Genomic DNA, 20,758 nt, shown 5'->3' with positions numbered 1-20,758 from the left:
AATTAAAGGATGAGAAAACATAATTTTTTAAAAATTAATTATTTCCTCATTTCAGAAGTAAGAGTTATGGGCAGGGGAACTGCGCTTATTTTAAGACTTTAGGTTTTTTAAGACTCAGGGATAAATGTTTTTATCCTTATCCTTACCGGGAACATCAGTCTTAATATTCCCTGATTTCATCTGCCCCGGATTTAGCTCTCCTGACACCGGCTTTTCAGCTTTTAACCCTTCAGCCTTCAGCTGATCGGCCTTAAGGCGGGCATGTTCTTTAATTATAGGCTTCTGTTTTTTCAGGAAATCAAACAAAAAGTACATTGTTGTAAAGAAAGCAAAATGAAAAAGAATGATGGGAATAAAGCCGAGAGTAACGATTTTGCGCATATCGGTCATGTCCTGCCCCGGGTTATAGACTATGTTTGTAAGGGCAAAATAGTCATAAAATATCCACACCATGGATATAAGGCCAAGAATCAGTGTAATTACAGCGGTGATTTTAAGTTTTAACATAACAAAACCCCTCCGGTAATAATTTATTTCTTAAAACTCTTAAGCCGGTATCTATTTAATCCAGACGGTTTTAATATTCACAAATTCCTTAATGCCGTAATGGGCAAGTTCGCGCCCGTAGCCCGAGTTTTTAATTCCGCCGAAAGGAAGCCTGGGGTCTGAATGGACCATGCCGTTAATAAAAATGGAGCCAGCCTCAATAGAGTGAGCCAGGCGTTTTGCCCTTTCTATATCCTGTGTCCACAGGTTTGCCCCCAGCCCGAATTCGGTATCGTTTGCAATTCTAATGGCATCTGCCTCATCTTCAGCCTGAATAATTGCGGCAATGGGGCCGAAGGTCTCCTCTTCGTAGGCGGGCATGCCTTTAGTAACGTTGGTAAGTACAGTAACTGGATAAAAGTAGCCCTTCATGCCGAGCCTTTTGCCGCCTGTAACAAGGCGGGCGCCCATTTTAACCGATTCCTGCACCTGCCTGTCGAGCTCCTGCATCAGGTCCTCTCTGGCAATAGGGCCCACGTCGTTACGTTCATCCATCGGGTCGCCTATTTTAAGGTCCTTTACAATTGAAATAAACCTGCTTTCAAAATCTCTTAAAACGTCTTTTACGACAATAAATCTTTTTGCCGCAATGCAGCTCTGCCCCGTATTAATAATTCTTGAGGCCACGGCGGTTTTGGCGGCCTCGTTTATATCCGCATCTTTAAGTACAATAAAGGCGTCGCTTCCGCCAAGTTCAAGCACGGTTTTCTTGAGGTTGCGTCCTGCAATGGAAGCCACCTGGCGCCCTGCGCCGTCGCTTCCTGTAAGAGTTGCCGCCATTACCTTCGGGTGCGAAATGATTTTTTCAATCATGTTGGATCCGACCATGAGTGTCTTAAATACGTTCGGAGGGAAACCCGCCTTGGTAAAAACCTCCTCAATTGCCATTGCGCTCATTGGGACGTTGGAGGAATGCTTTAAGAGTCCCACGTTACCGGCCATCAATGCCGGGGCGGCAAAACGGAAGACCTGCCAGTAGGGGAAGTTCCAGGGCATGACGGCAAGTATGACGCCCAGGGGGTCAAACTGCACGTAACTTTCCGAGCCGTCGGTTTCCGCGTTTTCGCGTCCCAGTATCCTTTCGGCGTTTCCGGCATAATATTCACATACCCAGGCGCACTTTTCCACTTCCGACATGGCCTGATTTACCGGTTTACCCATTTCGAGGGTCAGTATTTTAGCATAGCTTGAACGGTTGTCTCTTAAAATGCCGGCGGCTTTAAGCATGTGGTCGCGCCGTTCGGGGAAGGTTTTTCGTTTCCATTCATGGAAAGCATCATAGGATCTGTCTATTTCGACGTTAACCTGGTCTTCGGTAAGTTCATCGTAGGTTGCAATTACTTCTTCTGTTGCCGGATTTACAGCCTTCATTGACATAAAGATCTCCTCCGGAAAATTATAAAATTAAGGCAGGGCCGAAAAATATTCCGGGCCTTCCTTACGCCATACAACTACTCAGAATATAATAAACAGAATCTATTAAATAATCCATAAATAAAAAACCCCTTAGCTCAGCGAAAGCCAGGGGTTCGGTTTTATACAGAGAGTATTTGTTTTGCGAAAATTCTACAGAGTGTATAACATCCTTAATCTTTATTATTAACAGCCACGTCGATTTTTGTATCGAACTTGACAGAAGAGAGTACAAAAGTAGTTTTAATTTTGTTGACGCCTGGTATTTTTGTCAGCTTGTGCAGGAGAAATTCCTCATATTCCCTCATATCTTTAAGAGCGACCTTAAGAATAAAATCCTCTTCTCCGGCAACATAATAGCATTCGAGCACTTCGCTGAAGTTTTTTACTTCTTCCCTAAAGTTCTCGAGGGAATTAACCTGGTGCACCGATAAAGACACCGAAGTAAAAGCCCACATCCCCTTACCAGCTTTTTCCGCGTCCACAAGGGCCACATAACGTCTTATAATACCTGAATTTTCCAGGCGTTTTACCCTGTCGAGCATTCCGGCCGGGGAGATGTTAAATTCCGAGGCCAACTGCGCATTTGTAATGTTTGCGTCAGTCTGCAGTCTTTCGAGTATTTTCCTGTCAGTTTCGTCGAGCTTCATTGCGTCAGGTGTTTAAGCCGGGCCAGCCCCGAATAATATTTAGAATAAATATTTTTTACTCTAATAATATACAGCTATTTTCTTGATCGTGCAAATATTATTTAAAGATTTTATTAAAATTATAACATTAATACGCCATAATGTCCTTTTTTCCGTTTTATATTTACCCGTCCGGTTTGCTTTTTACAAATTCCCGTGTATTTTAAATAGTCGGGAGGGAGAGGGGTGCGCAAAAACTGTTCCCCGTTGGTAGTTCGTGGCACTCAGGAGGCAAACTATCGGGGGTTTTATGAAAAGTAAGTATACTTTTTCGCTGTTCTGTGTACTGTTCTTTATTGTTCCAAATGCAGCTTTTCCGCAAGGCTCCGTTAAGATTTCCGAGGTCATGTTCTACGGACTTTCGGGCAATAACGAGTACGTGGAAATCTTCAATTCCGACTATGATAAGGCCGTGGACTTGACAGGTTTTGCCGTAAAGTACTACACCTCCCGTCCCGATACAATTATCTCTTCAGGCATGGGGCTTGCTCTTAAACCCCGTTCATACGCCGTTATATTTGAAGGTGATTACGACATTTCCTCAGGCGTTTATCATGGTCTCGTTCCCGAAGGCGCACTCCTTCTTAAGATCAAAAGCGGCAGCTTCGGATCATCCGGCATGTCTAACACCGCAAATAGAAACGTTTCTATCCTAAATTCAAAGTCCGATACGCTGGACACCTACAGCTATTCAGCCGATAACAAGGCGGGAATCTCTGACGAAAAGATAATTCCGGATGAAGGCAATGCCCCATCCAACTGGGCAAATTCGCTTCTGCAGGGAGGTACACCGGGCTACAGGAATTCCGTAACCCCCAGGGACTTTGACCTGAGCCTTTCGGCAATAAAGTTGTCACCCCTTTACCCGAAGCAGGATGAGGCAATAAGCTTAAGCCTTACGGTGAAAAACTTTGGAATAAAAAACGCGGAGGATTTCCAGGTTGAGGCATTTCTGGAAACAGATATGGATTCTGCGGCAACTGAAAAGGTATACTCGGACAGGGTGAGCATCCTTGCGGCAAAGGATTCAGCCATTCTGACTTTTAGGCTTGCGGGGCTTCCGGGCGGAAGCTGCAGGATAACAGGAATGGTTAATTTCCCCAAGGATGAAATTCCCGTCAATAATAAAAGAACACTTAATTTCAGCGTAAGCCCCATTGCAGGCAGGTACAATGACCTCGTAATAAATGAAATTATGTTTGCCCCTTCTACGGGAGAGCCCGAATGGATTGAGCTTTTTAATCCATCCAATTCCACCGTAAACTTAAAGAACTGGAAGGTTTCCGACAGGGTAACACAAAGCTATATAATAAGAAAAAACTTTCTTCTTAAGGCAGGAAGTTTTGTTGTATTAAGCCGCGACTCCACGCTCCGGAACTACTACGATATCCCTTCAGAAATAATAAAGTGCAGCCTGCCGCAGTTAAATAATGATGGTGACATGATAGTCCTCAGTGATTCCACGGGACTTATAATAGACAGCCTGGAATTTAAGGCGCCTTACGGCACGGGGCGTTCACTTGAAAGGGTGGACCCGTCAGGCCCCTCCGTGGAGGCATCAAACTGGAAGATATCGGTTTCACCCTTTAAGGCAACGCCCGGAAAACCAAATTCTGTCCGCAGGCTGGACCGTGATCTTGAGCTTAGAGAAGTAATCCTCAGGCCCGGGAACCCGTTCTCCGGAAGCAGAATTGCCCTTACGGCAAAAGTAATGAATACAGGAAGGAACCCTATGGATTTCCGCCTGCAGTTATTTTTGGGCAGAAGTGACAGCCTTCAGAAGGAAGAAAAACTTTCCGAATCCGGAGCTCTGCACCTTAATCCCGAAGACAGCCTGGTCTTTCAGTTCGGCTATTCCGAAATACTTCTAAATGAAAGGATATTTGTTGTAAGGATACTTACGGACAATGATGAAAACCCCGCGAACAACGAACTTGTAAAGCAGGCTCTTCCTTCATACCCTTTCAATACAATTGCGGTAAATGAGATTATGTACATGCCTGAAAGTCCTGAGCCCGAGTGGATAGAGATTTATAATACCTCGCTGGATTCAGTTAATCTTAAAGGGTGGAGTGTCTGCGACGTATATGCCGCACCATCGAGTATCATATTAAGCAGAAAAGATGAATTCATTCAGCCCGGATGCTTTATGGTGCTAAGCCGGGACTCGCTTATTCATACATTCCACAAAAATATTCCATCAAAAATAATTTACCCCGCTCTGCCGCCTTTCAATAACGATAAAGACGGCGTAATAATAAAAGACGCCAAAGGCACTGTAATTGATTCCGCAGCTTATATAACTCCCGCGGGAGCAAAGGCCGGGTATTCACTTGAGCGCAAAGAAATAAATAAGCCTTCAGCCTCCATAGACAACTGGTCTTTCAGCAGATCCCCGGAGAAAAGCACACCCGGCAAAGTTAACAGCGTTACCCGTAAAGAGTACGATCTTGCATTGGAAGAAATTTCAACCGGGCCAAAGGAACCCCTCTCGGGAGACAATGTTTCCATAAGTGTTTCAATTTCCAACCCGGGGCTTAAGGAGGCAGAGAATTTCCAGGTAAAACTTTATTCCAGGAGCTATAATTCAGGAGTCTATAATTCCATCGCCGCGGCGGAAGTGCCGTCGCTGGAAAGTTCGGATACCATCACATTAAATTTTGAGAACCTGCTTCAGGGGCTTAAAAGAGGGATGTATGTTTCCGCCCTTATTTCATATGACATGGATAAGGACACTACAAACAACTATTTGCAGAGGCTTATTGAACCGGGCTACGGCAGAAACGCGCTTCTGATTAATGAAGTAATGTTTGCGCCTCACTCAGGAGAAAGCGAGTGGCTTGAACTTGTAAATGTCTCCAGCGATACGCTTGACTTAAAAGGCTGGAAAGTATGCCAGTTTATCCCGCAGTTTTCAGAGGCCGGAATTACCGCAGAATGCGCACCTGTTTATCCCGGGGAATTTATAATTATTGCGAAGGATTCATCTCTCTTAAAAAGCCATGAGAGTACGGGTAAAAGCATATTCATTACGCGCTTCGGCTCATTAAATAACACGGGAGACGTAATTGTTATCCGCGACCTTAAGGGAAAAGTAATTGACAGCCTCAAATACATGGGCTCGTGGTGCGACAGGAAATACTCCTCAATAGAAAGGATTTCATTTACAGAAGACACCTGCGACAGTACAAACTGGATAGTATCTTCAGGCTTAGGAGGCGGCACGCCGGGTAAAACCAATTCGGCTATCGGGCTTCACAGCTACCAAAGAAATTCCGCAGTTATAAATGAAATAATGTACGAGCCGGGGAAAAGTAATTCCGAATTTATTGAGATCTGCAACACTTCAGGCGAAGAGATAGACCTTGCGAACTGGAAAATAATAAATAACGAAGGCGCTTCATTTTATCTTACCGATGGCAGTTTCAGGCTTTCCAAGGGAGGATATTTTGTTATAGCTTCCGACAGCATGGTATTCAGGAATTACAAATGGCTTCAGGACTCGGCGCATTATACGATTAAGAATCTCACATCGCTCGGCCTTACGAACCAGGGCGGGCGTATCCTTCTTAAGGATGGCTTTAAGAACACGGTGGATTCCGTTTACTACCTCAGTTCATGGCACTCAAAAACAGTTGAGGCTACACGCGACCGCTCGCTTGAGAGGATAAATCCGCTCTTAAGCTCCAATGATCCCTGCAACTGGCGCACGTGCGTAGCAAAAGAAGGGGCCACCCCGGGAAGGCTCAACAGCATATTTGTACTTAATCAAAAAGCAGAAGCCCGTTTTTCAATACTGCCCAATCCATTTTCTCCCGACAACGACGGCTTTGAAGATTTCACAATAATAAACTACAACCTTTCCGAAGGCGTTACGGGCGTAGTGGTAAAAATATTCGACAGTCAGGGCCGCCTGGTAAGAACGATTACACCCGCGGGATACGGCAGCAAAGGCTCATTTGTCTTTGACGGCATGGGTGAGGACGGAAGCCCCTTAAGGATGGGGATTTACATAGTTCTCCTTCAGGCCCTGGACAGCAGCAATATTGTTGCCGACACCATAAAATCCGTCGTCGTTGTTGCGCGGAAGCTATGAGGCTGTAGTTTCTTCCGGAACCCTCCCATTTTATCGCTTTGACTTTCTTTCTTTAACTCTTTAGTTTACAGCTTTAACTTTCATCTGCAATTTATTTTATCCATTAAAGGGGAGAAAGAGCCATGTTAAGGTTTTTATTTATAACACTTTTCCTTTTTAATTTTACCCTCCTTCAGGCACAGAATAAATACGTTCTTGTTGTACATGGCGGGGCAGGCACAATCGTAAAAGGCATGATGACGCAGGCGGAGGAAGACTCCATACGCGCAAAACTGAAAGAAGCCCTCGCGGCCGGAAGCAATGTACTGAAAAGTAACGGCTCAAGCCTGGACGCTGTAACGGCTGCAATTAATGTAATGGAAGACTCTCCATTGTTTAATGCCGGTAAAGGCGCCGTATTCAACAGCAAGGGACAGAATGAAATGGACGCGGCCATTATGGACGGCAAGACCCTCATGGCAGGCGCCGTTGCGGGAGTGCACCACATTAAAAACCCTATTAACCTCGCCCGCCTTGTAATGGAAAAATCGCCGCACGTTATTATGACAGGCGACGGCGCAGAGGAATTTGCCAGAAGCCAGGGAATGACCATGATGCCGGAGAGCTACTTCTACTATGAAAAAAGATATGAGCAGCTCCAGAAGATAAAGGAAAAAGAAAGACAGGATTCCATTCAGGGTCACAAAATGGGCATCCATGAGAAAGTGGTAAACGATTACAAATTCGGCACCGTGGGCTGTGTTGCGCTCGACCGTTCAGGCAACCTTGCCGCCGGCACTTCAACCGGAGGCATGACGAACAAAAAATACGGGAGAGTTGGCGACAGCCCGATAATAGGGGCCGGCACATACGCAAACAACAAAACCTGTGCTGTGTCCGCAACGGGCTACGGCGAATATTTTATACGCAACGTAGTTTCATACGACATCTCGGCTTTAATGGAATATAAGGAGATGAGCCTCCAGGATGCGGCCGACTTCGTCATCAATAAAAAGCTTAAAGACCTTGGCGGCGACGGCGGCGTAATTGCGCTCGACAGACAGGGCAACATAGCCATGCCCTTTAACACCGAAGGCATGTACCGCGGCTATATAAAAGAAGACGGGACGATTGAGATCGAGATCTATAAATAGTTCGACGTTCTTATGAGCCTGCTTTAGCGGGCTTTCTCAATTGACTAGACCCGAGCTTTAGCTCGGGGTACCCGGAGATTCCCCCTCCGTTGGGCTTTAGCCACAGATCATCCGGGATTGACCGTTTCGCATAGGCATGAACATTTACCATAAATAAAGGAGAGTTGTTATGTCTGTTGTACTTTCCGGTTCAGGTCTCACAATTGAAAAACTCGTCAGAATTGCACGCCGCAACGAGAAAGTGGAATTAAGCCCCGAGGCACTGCAGCGCATTAATCTCTGCCGCAAAATGCTGGAAGAGAAAATCCGCACTCACGAAATAATGTACGGCGTTAATACCGGCATAGGGGAATTCTCTGAAGTGGTGCTCGACGACGAGCAGGTAAAACAGTTTCAGAAATATCTCATCTATAATCACTCGGCGGGAATCGGGGAGCCCGCGCCAATCGAATACGTAAGAGGCGCCATGGCAGGCAGAATTAACGTCCATGCCCATGGCAACTCCGGCGTAAGGCCCGAGGTCACTCTTACACTTGTCCAGATGCTGAATAAAGGCGTTACACCCGTCGTCTGCCAGAAGGGATCGGTTGGCGCCTGCGGCGATCTGGCGCCAATGTCGCAGATTGCGCTTCTGATGATGGGTGAAGGAGAGGCTTTCTATAAAGGCGAAAGGCTTCCCGGGCGCGAGGCTTTCGACCGCGCGGGCATTGCGATACCCGGACTTCAGGCGCGCGACGGCCTGGCAACCATTAACGGAAGCAACCTCCTTACCGCAATGAGCGCAATTCACCTTTACGACATGAACCGTTTTCTTAAACAGGCCGAAATTGCCTGCGCAATGACTCTTGAAGCCCTTTACGCAAACATGAAACCCTACGACAGCCGCCTGCATGAAATCCGCGGCTTCAAAGGCGCCGTTAGAAGCGCACACTCCATTATGAAGTGTATTGAAGGAAGCGACCTTTTAACGGGGAAACTCAAAATGAAAGTCCAGGACGCGTATTCCATGCGCTCAACGCCCCAGGTAATTGGCGCGGCACACGACGCCCTGGCATACGCTAAAGAGCAGGTTGAGACAGAGCTTAACGGCGTAGGGGATAACCCTATATTTCTTCCCGAGGAAAAGCTGACCCTTACGGGAGCCAACTTCCAGGGCACACCAGTCTCCCTCCCGATGGATATGGCAGGCGCCGCAATAACAATGGTAAGCATTTTATCCGAGCGCAGGCTAAACCGTCTTCTTAATCCCGCCTTAAGCATTGGCCTTCCTGCGTTTTTAACCAGGGGAGCCGGCATGTTCTCAGGCCTCATGCTGAGCCAGTACACGGCGGATACACTGATAGCGGAGCAGAGGATACTCTCAAACCCGGCTTCCATTCAGTCAATTCCCGCGGCTGCCGACCAGGAGGATTTTGTCTCGATGGGAATGAATACGGCAATCAAGAACGCCCAGATACTTGATAACGCGTACGGCGTTCTGGGAATAGAGTTTATTGCCGCAAGCCAGGCTCTGGATTTCAGGGAATTCAATCCCGGCACAGGAGTATGCACGGCAAAGAATATTGTACGCAAATATGTCGCTCACTTGGAAGAAGACAGGCCCCTGTATCCCGATCACACAAAAATGAAAGAGGTGGTAAAGAGCTGCGAGATACTGGAGGAAGTTGAAAGGGCTGTTGGGAGCCTGGAATAAAATTGGTAACCCCGTTGAGGCGCCAGGAAATGGTTCCTGGCACCACGGGGTTTTGTTTTTTGAGGGGGTTAAAATGTTTTTACCTTGTATTGCCTGTAGTCAAATGAGTATTCGTTTCCGCCTGCAGGTATTACAAGCCTTATAAATTCAGCATCACGCCGGATTGGTATGTGAAAAAATCCCCCTTCCTTTTCACCCGGGAATACGGTTACCTTTCTTAGCACATCGTTCATCCAGTAGTCTTTTTCACCGCCAAGCTTTGTCTTGTTGTTCTCGTAGCTGATTTCCGCGTTTTCATCCGCAATTCTTCTTTCCTCGCGCTCTTTTTCCTCTTTTTTCAATTCCTCAGCCGAGCGTTTTGTGCCTATTGAAGCTATGGAACCCACCAGGTCAATTGTACTGCCTATGGCGCTAAGGGTAAGGCGGGTTCTTTCACTGGCCTCCATATCGTTCGATTCCTTTTCTATTCCCGCAAGTTTCAGCTCGGGATCCACGGCATAGATCCTCCCGGCAGAGCGTGTATTCTTAGGGATGCTGTCACGGAATGGCTCATAATAAATTTCTCCGGGATCGAGCAGGACCGGTTTTTCAGTAAGGTTTTCGTAGTTAACAAGAAAGACAAAACGGCCTTCCTGCACTTCCACAAGGCTCAAATGGACCTTACCCTGATTATCCTCTTTGCCTATCACCTCGCGGCCATAATCCCAGACAGGTTCAGCGTCGATGGGGGATAGCCTGTAGACCGCCGAGCCTGCGCAGTTAAACTGCAGAAATGAAATGAATACAATTAAAACAAGAGCTAAAGGTTTCAGCCTGCGGGTCATTTTTGCCTCTGATTAAATATTTAATGTTGTGAGGTCAAAATCCATGCCCATTATAAAAGATTAATATTTTGGGATTAATGCGGATTTGTATTATCCCCCGCGGGAAATATTGTACAAACAAATGTACTTACAATGTATACAGAAGCAGACATTTCCCCCTTTTGTCTTTTGCTGCGGAATTACATAATTTATTCCATCATCTTTTACCAAACATTGAAGCCCAATCAGAATGTACAATAGCCTCATTATATATTATTTCAGCGGGACGGGCAATGCGCTTACCGCGGCAAGGTGGATGGCAGCAAAGGCAGATTCCATGGGAATTAAAACTTCACTCGTCCCGATTGACCGCTTTAAGAAGCCTTCCATTCCTTTTCATGAAGGCAAAACGCTGATTGGGTTTCTTTATCCCACGCACGGCTTCAGCCTGCCGTGGATAATGCTGAAATTTATGCTCAAATTCCCGCTCGCCCCTAAACAGGATGCTTTCCTAATGAATACAAGAGCCGGAATGAAAGCAGGCAGATGGTTTACTCCCGGGCTCAGCGGCATGGCACAGCTTCTTGCAATGTTCGTGCTTAAAATAAAGGGCTTTAACATTAAAGGCCTCCTCCCCCTGGATATGCCTTCAAACTGGATATCTATCCATCCGGGACTTAATAAGAAAACTGTGGACTCAATTGTTGAAAGGTGCCGGGGCGTAATAGATAATTTCTCTGAAAGGATACTGGCGGGAAAAAGAGTCTATAGGGGGCTTTGGTCACTTCCCATAGACATTGCTGTAATTCCTGTTGCAATAGGGTATACTTTCTTCGGGCGCTTTATACTTGCAAAGTCGTTTATCGCTTCAGCGGACTGCGGCAGCTGCAGGCTCTGCGAGGAGGAATGCCCAACGGGAGCTCTTAAGATCATGGACGGGCGCCCCTACTGGTCGTTTAAGTGCGAAAGCTGCATGAGGTGCATGAATATATGTCCTAAGAACTCGATACAGACGGCGCATACATTTGTTGTTTTAGCGTTTATCGTTTTATCCTTTATACCATATTCGTTCTGGCTTACGGCAATAGCTTCAAAATACTTCTTCGGGGCTTCGGGACTTGCGTTTGATCTATTATATAAAGCCGCCGGCTGGAGCTTTCGGATGCTCTTTTTGTTCATAGCCTACCATGTGCTTCATTTTATGATAAAGAACAGAGTGATCAGCGATTTTTTCACCTACACATCTCTTACCCGATACTGGAGGCGCTACAGGGCCCCCGGCGTAAAGGCCTCGGATTTCCGGCAGAAGAAATGAGAATCGGGGGCTGAAGCCCCTATCTTTTTTGATTTCGGGCTCCACGAGCTAAAGCTCGTGGCTATTCAGGCTGAGAAAGCCCTCCAAGGAGGGCTCAATTTGAAACCCTCCGCGGAGGGCTTTTCTCAGATGAATAGCCACGGCCTTCAGACCGTGGGGGACGGGCAAATGTCAAGCACAATTTTATAAAAAGATTTCTGTGGGAATTTGAATCCCCTCTTTTGTTTATTTTTCAATATTATTTAACTTTGCACTCGATATATTGTTTTTTGTTGGACTGCCCTTATTATTTAAGACTATTAAACTGGAGATTCCTAAATGCAGCTAAATTATGTTGACTGGCTGGTAATTGCCTTGTATTTTCTTTTCAACCTGGCTGTGGCTCTTTATCTCCGCAAAAGAGCTACGCAAAGCGTAAGCGACTTCTTCGTCTCGGGTCGTAATGTCAGCTGGTGGCTGGCAGGTACTTCCATGGTCGCCACTACCTTTGCCGCCGATACCCCGCTTGTTGTAACAGGCCTCGTTGCCCGTAACGGCATTGCAGGCAACTGGATCTGGTGGAGCATGGTTTTCAGCGGAATGCTGACCGTATTTTTCTATGCAAAACTCTGGCGCCGCGCCGGGGTGTTGACTGACGTTGAGTTTGCCGAAATCCGCTATCACGGTAAACCGGCGGCTTTCCTGCGCATATTCCGCGCAATTTATCTGGGACTTCCGATCAACCTGATCATTATGGGCTGGGTTAACCTGGCTATCGTTAAGATCATGATGTCCGTTCTCGGCATCTCAAAGATCGAAGCCCTCTTCTTTGCAATTTTAATTATGTTCATTACGGCTTCAATTTCATCTCTTTCAGGCCTCTGGGGCGTACTCTGGACAGACATGTTCCAGTTCTTCCTGAAAATGAGTATGGTTATCCTCCTTGCAGTTTATGCCGTTTCGGCTACAGGCGGCATGGGTACGCTTGTTACAAAGCTGCATGAGATCGATCAGAGCCGTGATCCTTCAAGCTCAATTTTGTCATTTGTGCCCGATCTGAACTCGACTTGGATGCCGATGATAACGTTCTTTGTATTTATTGCCGTAAACTGGTGGGCAAGCTGGTACCCCGGTGCCGAGCCCGGCGGCGGCGGATACGTTGCACAGAGAATCTTCTGCGCAAAGAACGAAAAGCATTCACTTCTTGCAACACTCTGGTTCAACATTGCTCATTACGCCCTCCGCCCCTGGCCGTGGGTGATTGTAGCCCTTGTTGCAGTGGTGCGCTATAATAACGATCCTGCTTTCCATGCCGATCCGGAATCGGGATATATAAGAATTTTAATAAGCGACCTTCCGGCTTACTTCAGGGGACTTATGCTTGCGGCTTTTGCTGCGGCTTACATGTCAACCATAGGCACACAGCTTAACTGGGGTGCAAGCTACCTTGTAAACGACGTTTACAGAAGGTTCATTCCTGAAAAGAGCGAAAAGCACTACGTTAAGTTCTCACAGGTTGTTACAATGGTTCTTATGATATTATCGGCTATTGTAACCTTCTATATGGATTCAATTGCAAGCGCATGGCAGTTCCTTATGGCCATCGGCGCCGGAACAGGCCTTGTATACATACTCCGCTGGTTCTGGTGGAGAATTAACGCATGGAGCGAAATTTCAGCCATGGCTTCAGCGTTCGTTGTTTCACTTGTACTGCAGTTCGGTTTCGGTCTGACCGAAAGCAACCCGAAAGATTTTGCTTATCTTCTCTTAATTACAACCGGCGTTACCACAGCCGTATGGCTTACAGTTACATTTTTGACAAAGCCCGAGCCGAATGAAGTTCTTCTTTCATTCTACCGCAGGGTACGTCCTAATGCAACCATGTGGGCTCCCATTGCAAAGCAGGCTACAGACATAGTTCCCCAGAAAGACGGTCTGTTCAACCTCATGAACTGGGTAAGCGGTGTAATTATGATATACTGCACTCTTTTTGGTGTGGGACGCATTGTTCTGGGAGATACCCTCTTAGGCATAGTGCTGCTCGCTATAGGAATTTTCTTCGGCGGATTGATTTATTACAATATGAACAGAAAAGGCTGGGAAACCCTGAGCGCATAATCTCAGTCAAAAACAGCTTATAAAAATAAAGGGAGAGGCCGCATTTAAGCAGCCTCTCCCTTTTTTATTACTGTCTTACTTATATTAACTTCTTCTCAAACCTGATTCATTTTCTTCTGAGATTGTGAACTTTGAGATCATCTCCTGCAGGTTCATTGTTAGGCGGTTGAGGCCTTCGGAGGCTCTGGCAATCTCCTGAATGCCTGAGGACGACTGCCTGATTGAGGTGCTGATGCCTTCGATATTTTTGCTCATCTCTTCGCTTGTTGCAGCCTGCTGCTCGCTTGCCTGTGCAAGCTGATTGATGAGGTCGGCTCCCTTTTCAGTCCCGACAATGATTTCCTTCAGCGATTTTCCCGCTTTTTCAGCCAGGTTTTTACCCCTTTCAACTTCCGCTGTACCCTGTTTTATTGAAGATACCGCAAGTTCCGTATCCTGCTGTATTTTATTGATCATAAGCGCAATTTCCTTTGTAGCCTTCGTTGTACGCTCGGCAAGTTTGCGCACTTCATCCGCTACGACGGCAAAACCGCGTCCCTGCTCACCGGCACGGGCAGCCTCAATTGCGGCGTTTAAGGCAAGCAGATTAGTCTGGTCTGCAATATCGTCAATTACCTGTATAATTTCGCCGATCTGGCTGCTGCTGGTGCCAAGTTTTTCAACCGTTTCAGCGGCGCTTAAGACCACCTCGGCAATTTTATTCATTCCGTTAATGGTTTCAATTACAATCTGTCCGCCCTGACGCGCCATTTCGCCATTTTCCGAAGCCGAGCCTGCTGCGGTCCTGGAATTTTCCGTACTTGCAAGTATAGTTCTTGTCATCTCTTCAACTGCCCCGGCTACTTCGGCGGCCTGCATAGTCTGCTGGCTGGAGTTTGCTGCCATTTCCTCGGTGCTTGATGAGATCTCGCCTGTTGCACTGGCAGTTGCGCTGACGGCTTCAACTATATTTTCAAACATCTGTCTTATTCTTCCAAGCGCCCTGTTAAATCCGTTATAAAGCCTTCCCACATCATCCTGCTTCCGGGCTGTAAGAGAAACTGTAAGGTCGCCTTCGGCCAGCTTTTCAATTGCGCGCAGCATTTCGTTTGTGCTTTCGCTGAGGTAGCGGCTCTGTTCCAGTGCCTCGGTCTTGGCTTTTTCAGCCTGCTGTGCCGCCTCTTCGGCCTCGTCTTTTTTCTGCTTAAACTGGTCGACCAGCTTACGTATATTTTCTACCATTGCGTTAAACGCCTCGGCCAGCTGTCCTACCTCGTTCCGGCTGTTAATTGAGACTGTAGCCGTATAATCGCCGCGCGAGACCTTCTGGGCGCCGTCGGAAAGCATTTTAATAGGTTTTGAGATATTCCGTGCATAAAAGAAAGCGCTTCCAAGGGTAAGAAGGGTAATCAGTAGTATGGCAAGATAGAAGTTATTTCTGACCTCGGAAACTTCTTTTTGAATATCCTTAATCATCATGCCGTTAACCACAATCCAGCGCCATGGGCGGAAGAGTTCAAAACAGTAGAGTTTGGAGACCATTCCATTTTCTTTCATATAATGGAAGATAGTTGAGCCTCCCCCTTTTTCCTCGCTCATGCTGCTCCAGATCCTCTGTGTGTAGTTCCCCATATCGTCGTGATCGTTGCCTACAAACTTCCCGACGTTTGCCATATTGCGCGAAACGCGGCAGTATCCGTCGAGGTCATTAACAAAAAGGTAGTCCTTTTCGTGAAATTTCATATTCTGTATCAGGTTGAAGGCCACGGCCTTCGCGCTGTCCTGTGTCATCGTGCCGTTATCAACTTTACTCTGCAGGTTTTCGAGTATAGAGCAGGTAGCGTCCAGCACATTTTTAAGTCCCAGTTTTTTATTTTCGTATATATTGTCTTCTATTTGAGGAAGGAAATAGAATTCAAACGCCCCCCAAAGGCATACGGAAAAGAAAATGCTGAAGCTCAGGATTTTAGAGAAGACTCCCCAGTCACGGATCCTTTTAATTTTCATTTTACTTCGTAAGAATAAGTTATAAAAAGTAGTTTATTATCGAAAAACCGGACGGCATAATTTAAGGCTTTCCGGCCTTATTTGCATAATAATTAATAAGTCCGGCTTTCTTTTCACGCCGGGGGAGCTAAAAAATATAGCATTGCAATTAAAATAAAACTCGTTAAGTTAATATTTAGGCATGAAAAGGCCGATTTTGATTAATATGTGACTATGGGAAGGTTTGTTCAATAACAAAAAGGAGGAGTGAGAAAGATGAAAAAGTTATCAGTAATATTAGCTTTGATCGCAATGCTGTTCTTTATAGATGCATGTTCAACTACAAGGTCCACCACCGGCAGCGGCACCGGCTCCACAACAGGCACCGGTACAGGAGGGACGACTGATAACACTGGCGCAACCGGATCCTCAAGAACCGGATCAACGGCCTCCAGTGTTAACCAGGAGTTCGTTTCTGACGCCGCAAGCGGAGGAATGATGGAAGTTGAGCTGGGTACAATGGCCGTTCAGAATGCCTCGAGCCAGGAAGTAAAGGATTTCGGGCGCAGGATGATTGATGATCACTCCAAGGCGAACGATGAGCTGAAATCCATTGCCGCAAAGGAAAACATCCCCGTTCCCGCGGCCCTCAAAGATGAGAACCGCGACGACGTGGATAAGCTTTCCAAGCTCTCGGGCAGCGACTTTGACAAGGAGTACATTGATATGATGGTAAAAGACCACCAAAAGGATATCAAGAACTTCGAGGATATGGCTCAGAATGCACAAAGCCCCGAGCTGAAGCAGTTTGCCCAGAAAACACTTCCTACACTGCGCCAGCACCTGAAAATGGCACAGGATATACAGGACAAGATGGGAAATAAATAAATCCCGTTTTTTAACCTGACAGGCATAACCTGCCGGAGAAAGTTTTTGAAATATGAAACTTTTCCGGCAGGTTTTGTCGTATTTGCCCCTTTTTTATATGTCCTAAGATTGAAAACCCCGTAGAATATTTGAATATCCGGAATTCCGCCTGTAAAACCACGATAGTGGTTTTCTATCTGTAGCCCAGGGTATCAAATCCCCGAAGGGGATGTAGACACCCTGGGTTTTAATAACAACCACCACCCACAAAAAACCACGTCAGTGGTTTTATATATGTTACCGGAATCCCGCAATATTAAACGCGCATGTAACAGACATAAAACCACTACGTGGTTTTGTGGGGTGGGGGATTTTTGATATTTACCCAGGGTTTTGGCCCCCGCCTTCGGCGTTGGCGGCAAACCCTGGGCTACAGATAGAAAACCACTGCCGTGGTTTTTAGCGCTTTAATATTTGCAAGTCTTTTACCCTCCAGCACTTAGTGACGTGCGCACTTGCAAGTTATTCCAGGAAATTTATAATTAAAAGTACCTGCAGTATTTTAATGCACGCGGGTAAAACCATGTTCTTTCAAAACATAACAGGCCTAAAAACACAGACACGGCTTTTAATAAATTTATGCTTAAATAAGCCATAAATACTGACTATATATCAACATACAGAGAGGGTAGCCATGAAACGGACAAGTATGCTGTTAATGTTATGTTATATTTTCCTGAATTCCACGATCAATTTTGCCTCCGAATACACAGGTTCTCTTAATGCGCTTTTAGTGCCTGAGGCGCCGCAGCTCTATTCACCCGCCAACCAGTCGGTTGACAGGCCGCTTACGCAGTCGGTAAGCTGGTCTACTATTTCAGACGCAATTTCTTACGAGGTTATGGTTGCTAACGACAGCCTTTTTTATTCCGGTGTAAGGGATACCGTTGTTACAGCAATTTACCGCGAGCTGTGGTGGCTTCAGAATAACAGGAAATACTACTGGAGGGTTAAAGCCATCGACTACTTCGGGCAGGAAAGCCCGTGGTCGGTTACATGGGGATTTACAACTGTATCGGCCGCACCCCCGAAACCTGTACTTCAGTCCCCCTCGGACGGCCTTACCGGCCAGCCTCAGAGCATTCTTTTCAAGTGGTACCCCGCGGAAGGGGCAAAGATCTACACGCTGGAGCTTGCGGCAGACACGTTCTTTAATAATGTAACGCATCACATTGACACACTTAAGACCAATTCCATGCAGATAAGCGGACTTAAAAACGGCATGAAATACTTCTGGCGCGTAAACGCGTACAATAAAGGGGGGCTTAGCGACTGGTCGGATGTGTGGAAGTTTTCAGTTGTAATGGCGCAGACGCCGCTATTATCCCCGGCAAATTCGTCGAACAACCAGCCCCTGAATGTTACATTGAAATGGAAACCCGTTGCATTTGCCGACAGCTATCAGCTGCAGGTTTCAACGCTTCCTGCTTTTTCCACCATATTCTTTGAGGACGCGGCCGTAAAAGAGACTTCCCGGGATCTCCCGCCTTTATCGAACGGTACAACATACTACTGGCGGGTCAGGGCAAAGCAGGGCAATAACGCGGGAATATTTTCCGACACGTGGAATTTCACAACAATTAAGCCTATGCCGAACGTGCCGATACTTGCTTCGCCTGCCGACGGGTCGACTTTCCAGCCCGTAACCATAACGCTGATGTGGAATACTGCACCGAACGCGCTTATGTACCACCTGCAGGTGTCAGAAAAAAACGATTTTTCCACTATACTCTTTGAAGACTCGACAATAACCAAAACCTCGCAGGAGATCTATAATCTTAAGAACGGGACAAGGTATTACTGGCGGGTAAGCGCAAAGAATGTCACGGGATCGAGCCCGTATTCGAACGCATGCAGTTTTGTTACGGTAATGGTCCGTCCCGACGGCCTTGCAGCCAGTTCATACGGCTTAAAGAAAGTAAAGCTCATCTGGAGCGACAATTCGGATAACGAGGCGGGCTTTATTATAGAAAGAAAGGCCACGGGCAGTTATGAAACAGTTGACACCGCCCTGGCCAACAAGACGAGTTTTATAGACACCACCGTTCAGATGGGAACGACATATATTTACCGCATAAAGTCTTTCAACGCCGCGGCCGCCTCGCAGTACAGCAACGAGGCTAATGTTACCACAATAAGCTCGGTTGAGACTGAAGGGGGGATGCTGCCATTGGAATTTGACCTGTTCCAGAACTACCCGAATCCTTTTAACCCCTCGACAAAGATCAATTACGCCATTCCCTTTGAGAGCAGCGTAAAGCTGACGGTTTACAATTCACTGGGTAAGGTGATACGTGAGCTTGTAAACGGGGTGCAGCATCAGGGAGTATACGAGGTTAGGTTTGAGGCAAGTGAACTGCCCTCGGGCCTGTATTTTTACGCCATAGACGCCAGGTCTCCCTACAACGGGCAGGAGTTCAAGAGCGTGAAGAAGATGCTGTTAGTGAAATAACGTTCGACGTTTTATGACTAGCCCGGGACCTGAGGAATCCGGGTTAGTCAATTTTTAATTTTCACAAATGCTTTTTGTACGTCCTGACCGCCAGGGCATAAGCCGCCAGCATAATCCCGAGGCACCACGCCAGGGCAATCCATATGTCGTTACCTGCAGGCTTTCCCGCCAGCAGCAGACGGATTGCATCGACAATGAATGTTACCGGCTGGTTTTCGGCAAAGGCGCGGACAGGCCCCGGCATGGAAGCCGTAGGCACAAAGGCCGAGCTGATTAAAGGCAGAAGATGAATGGGATAGGCAATTGCAATTGCGCCATCCTGCGTTTTTGCCGATAAGCCCGGAATAGCCGCAATCCACGTCAAAGCCAGAGTAAACAGCGCGAGTGTACCGGCTACGGAAAGCCACGCCAATATTCCCGCCGGAGACCGGAACCCCATAACAAGCGCCACAAGGATTACCGCTGCAACTGAAACGGCGTTTGACGCCAATGAGGTTAAAACATGCCCCCACAACGCGGCCGAACGTGCAACCGGCATGGAATGGAAACGCTCGAATATTCCCCGGTGCACATCGTTATAAAGGCGGAAAGACGTGTAGCCTATACTGTTTGCAATGGTAATAAGCAAAACCCCGGGCAGCAGGTAGTTTATATAGTTATCCGTGCCGCTTTGAATTGCGCCGCCTAAAACATAAACAAACAGCAGCATAAGGGCAATAGGCATGATTGTAGCCGTAATTATTGTATCCATGCTGCGGAAATGATGGCGCATGGAACGGCCAAGCATAACGCTCATATCGCTGAATAAATAATTCTTTGTTTCCATTTAATCCATCCCCTTTTTGCCTATAATTGCAAGAAATATTTCCTCCAGCGAGGGCTGTTTTTCCACATACTCCACCTTTGCCGGCGGGAACAGGTTCTTAAGCTCGGCCAGCGTGCCGTTGGCAATAATTCTGCCCTCGTGCAAAATTGCAATCCGGTCGGCCAGCTGTTCAGCCTCCTCCAGGATTTGTGTAGTAAGAAATACCGTAGTGCCGTTTTGAGCGAGCTCTTTAACCATTTTCCAGACTTCGATGCGCGCCTCAGGATCGAGCCCCGTCGTAGGCTCGTCGAGGAAAATCAGCTGCGATTTTCCCACAAGGCTCATTGCAATATCGAGTCTTCGGCGCATACCGCCTGAATATGTAGAAACCCTGCGCCCGGCGGCCTCATTAAGGCCGAAGCGGTTCAGCAGGTCATCGGCCTCCCGTTTCGGATCTTTAAGGTGCCTGAGCCGGGCAATCATAACCAGGTTTTCCCGGCCGGTCAGAATCTCGTCCACTGCTGCAAACTGCCCGGTAAGGCTGATTGACTGCCGCACGCTTTGGGGCTTTGCAGTAACATCGAACCCGTTAACTTCAGCGCTTCCGCCATCCTGTTTCAGAAGTGTAGTGAGAATTTTTACAATTGTCGTCTTACCCGCGCCGTTAGAGCCGAGAAGTGCGAAAATACTTCCTTTTTCCACCTCAAAATCCACACCTTTAAGGACATGCAGATCTTTGTACGCCTTCCGCAGTCCTTTTACCATTATTGATTTGCTTTGCATATTCCTCACATATTAATTGATATCGAATTATCCCCGGGAAA

General features: G+C 46.9%; 14 protein-coding genes. 7 read left to right on the top strand and 7 right to left on the bottom strand.

Translation table 11 applies throughout. The features are described from left to right. Positions 1–114 precede the first annotated feature (114 nt). The 3 genes from HF312_17600 to HF312_17590 all read right to left on the bottom strand — a co-directional run bounded on the left by HF312_17600 (position 115) and on the right by HF312_17590 (position 2,609). The gene (locus HF312_17600) at positions 115–507 is read right to left on the bottom strand and encodes a hypothetical protein (GenBank protein ID MCU7522034.1); all 393 of its coding nucleotides are present in this window, start codon (positions 505–507) and stop codon (positions 115–117) included. 51 nt (positions 508–558) lie between these two features. Beyond that, on the bottom strand, positions 559–1,917 hold the full coding sequence (locus HF312_17595) for an NAD-dependent succinate-semialdehyde dehydrogenase (GenBank protein MCU7522033.1): 1,359 nt from the start codon (positions 1,915–1,917) through the stop codon (positions 559–561). A gap of 215 nt (positions 1,918–2,132) precedes the next feature. Continuing rightward, positions 2,133–2,609 carry an Lrp/AsnC family transcriptional regulator gene (locus HF312_17590; GenBank protein ID MCU7522032.1) on the bottom strand — a complete coding sequence of 159 codons (477 nt, stop codon included), beginning with the start codon at positions 2,607–2,609 and terminating at the stop codon, positions 2,133–2,135. A 289-nt stretch (positions 2,610–2,898) separates the two neighbouring features. On the opposite strand from HF312_17590, the gene HF312_17585 reads away from it, so the two are divergent. The 3 genes from HF312_17585 (at position 2,899) to HF312_17575 (ending at position 9,570) form a co-directional block, all read left to right on the top strand. Further along, a complete protein-coding gene (locus HF312_17585; GenBank protein ID MCU7522031.1) occupies positions 2,899–6,744 on the top strand; it encodes a hypothetical protein in 3,846 nt (1,281 codons plus the stop codon). Positions 6,745–6,866: 122 nt separating this feature from the next. Beyond that, positions 6,867–7,877, top strand: coding sequence for an isoaspartyl peptidase/L-asparaginase (locus HF312_17580; protein MCU7522030.1), 1,011 nt, complete (start codon positions 6,867–6,869; stop codon positions 7,875–7,877). 169 nt (positions 7,878–8,046) lie between these two features. Next, positions 8,047–9,570 (top strand): aromatic amino acid lyase, encoded by a 1,524-nt coding sequence (locus tag HF312_17575; GenBank protein MCU7522029.1) that lies wholly within the window; start codon positions 8,047–8,049, stop codon positions 9,568–9,570. 68 nt (positions 9,571–9,638) lie between these two features. On the opposite strand, the gene HF312_17570 is transcribed toward HF312_17575, so the two are convergent. Next, complete coding sequence (locus tag HF312_17570) at positions 9,639–10,394, bottom strand: hypothetical protein (protein MCU7522028.1); 756 nt, start codon at positions 10,392–10,394, stop codon at positions 9,639–9,641. 229 nt (positions 10,395–10,623) lie between these two features. Between HF312_17570 and HF312_17565 the strand changes: the two genes are divergently transcribed. Both HF312_17565 and HF312_17560 read left to right on the top strand, forming a co-directional pair. Beyond that, on the top strand, positions 10,624–11,688 hold the full coding sequence (locus tag HF312_17565; protein MCU7522027.1) for a hypothetical protein: 1,065 nt from the start codon (positions 10,624–10,626) through the stop codon (positions 11,686–11,688). A gap of 318 nt (positions 11,689–12,006) precedes the next feature. Further along, positions 12,007–13,785, top strand: coding sequence for a Na+:solute symporter (locus tag HF312_17560; protein MCU7522026.1), 1,779 nt, complete (start codon positions 12,007–12,009; stop codon positions 13,783–13,785). Positions 13,786–13,869: 84 nt separating this feature from the next. Here the strand turns inward: HF312_17560 and HF312_17555 are convergent, their stop codons facing one another. Beyond that, entirely contained in the window at positions 13,870–15,771 is a 1,902-nt protein-coding gene (locus HF312_17555; GenBank protein ID MCU7522025.1) for a HAMP domain-containing protein, read from the bottom strand. A 255-nt stretch (positions 15,772–16,026) separates the two neighbouring features. On the opposite strand from HF312_17555, the gene HF312_17550 reads away from it, so the two are divergent. Continuing rightward, positions 16,027–16,638 (top strand): DUF4142 domain-containing protein, encoded by a 612-nt coding sequence (locus HF312_17550; protein MCU7522024.1) that lies wholly within the window; start codon positions 16,027–16,029, stop codon positions 16,636–16,638. 673 nt (positions 16,639–17,311) lie between these two features. Continuing rightward, positions 17,312–19,129, top strand: a complete 1,818-nt coding sequence (locus HF312_17545) for a T9SS type A sorting domain-containing protein (GenBank protein MCU7522023.1) — start codon at positions 17,312–17,314, stop codon at positions 19,127–19,129. 61 nt (positions 19,130–19,190) lie between these two features. Here HF312_17545 and HF312_17540 read toward each other — a convergent pair whose 3' ends face one another. Together HF312_17540 and HF312_17535 are read right to left on the bottom strand one after the other, a co-directional pair. Further along, the gene (locus HF312_17540; protein MCU7522022.1) at positions 19,191–19,955 is read right to left on the bottom strand and encodes an ABC transporter permease; all 765 of its coding nucleotides are present in this window, start codon (positions 19,953–19,955) and stop codon (positions 19,191–19,193) included. After that, the gene (locus HF312_17535; GenBank protein ID MCU7522021.1) at positions 19,956–20,717 is read right to left on the bottom strand and encodes an ATP-binding cassette domain-containing protein; all 762 of its coding nucleotides are present in this window, start codon (positions 20,715–20,717) and stop codon (positions 19,956–19,958) included. Positions 20,718–20,758 lie beyond the last annotated feature (41 nt).

The sequence above is a fragment of the Ignavibacteria bacterium genome (genome assembly GCA_025612375.1).
Taxonomy (GTDB): Bacteria; Bacteroidota; Ignavibacteria; order Ignavibacteriales; family SURF-24; genus JAAXKN01.
This window is presented reverse-complemented; position numbering and strand designations above follow the sequence as displayed.

Excerpts from the sequence above, each read along its gene's own strand:
- HF312_17600 (MCU7522034.1), bottom strand. The coding sequence starts at position 507 with ATGTTAAAACTTAAAATCACCGCTGTAATTACACTGATTCTTGGCCTT.
- HF312_17595 (MCU7522033.1), bottom strand. The coding sequence starts at position 1,917 with ATGAAGGCTGTAAATCCGGCAACAGAAGAAGTAATTGCAACCTACGAT.
- HF312_17590 (MCU7522032.1), bottom strand. The coding sequence starts at position 2,609 with ATGAAGCTCGACGAAACTGACAGGAAAATACTCGAAAGACTGCAGACT.
- HF312_17585 (MCU7522031.1), top strand. The coding sequence starts at position 2,899 with ATGAAAAGTAAGTATACTTTTTCGCTGTTCTGTGTACTGTTCTTTATT.
- HF312_17580 (MCU7522030.1), top strand. The coding sequence starts at position 6,867 with ATGTTAAGGTTTTTATTTATAACACTTTTCCTTTTTAATTTTACCCTC.
- HF312_17575 (MCU7522029.1), top strand. The coding sequence starts at position 8,047 with ATGTCTGTTGTACTTTCCGGTTCAGGTCTCACAATTGAAAAACTCGTC.
- HF312_17570 (MCU7522028.1), bottom strand. The coding sequence starts at position 10,394 with ATGACCCGCAGGCTGAAACCTTTAGCTCTTGTTTTAATTGTATTCATT.
- HF312_17565 (MCU7522027.1), top strand. The coding sequence starts at position 10,624 with ATGTACAATAGCCTCATTATATATTATTTCAGCGGGACGGGCAATGCG.
- HF312_17560 (MCU7522026.1), top strand. The coding sequence starts at position 12,007 with ATGCAGCTAAATTATGTTGACTGGCTGGTAATTGCCTTGTATTTTCTT.
- HF312_17555 (MCU7522025.1), bottom strand. The coding sequence starts at position 15,771 with ATGAAAATTAAAAGGATCCGTGACTGGGGAGTCTTCTCTAAAATCCTG.
- HF312_17550 (MCU7522024.1), top strand. The coding sequence starts at position 16,027 with ATGAAAAAGTTATCAGTAATATTAGCTTTGATCGCAATGCTGTTCTTT.
- HF312_17545 (MCU7522023.1), top strand. The coding sequence starts at position 17,312 with ATGAAACGGACAAGTATGCTGTTAATGTTATGTTATATTTTCCTGAAT.
- HF312_17540 (MCU7522022.1), bottom strand. The coding sequence starts at position 19,955 with ATGGAAACAAAGAATTATTTATTCAGCGATATGAGCGTTATGCTTGGC.
- HF312_17535 (MCU7522021.1), bottom strand. The coding sequence starts at position 20,717 with ATGCAAAGCAAATCAATAATGGTAAAAGGACTGCGGAAGGCGTACAAA.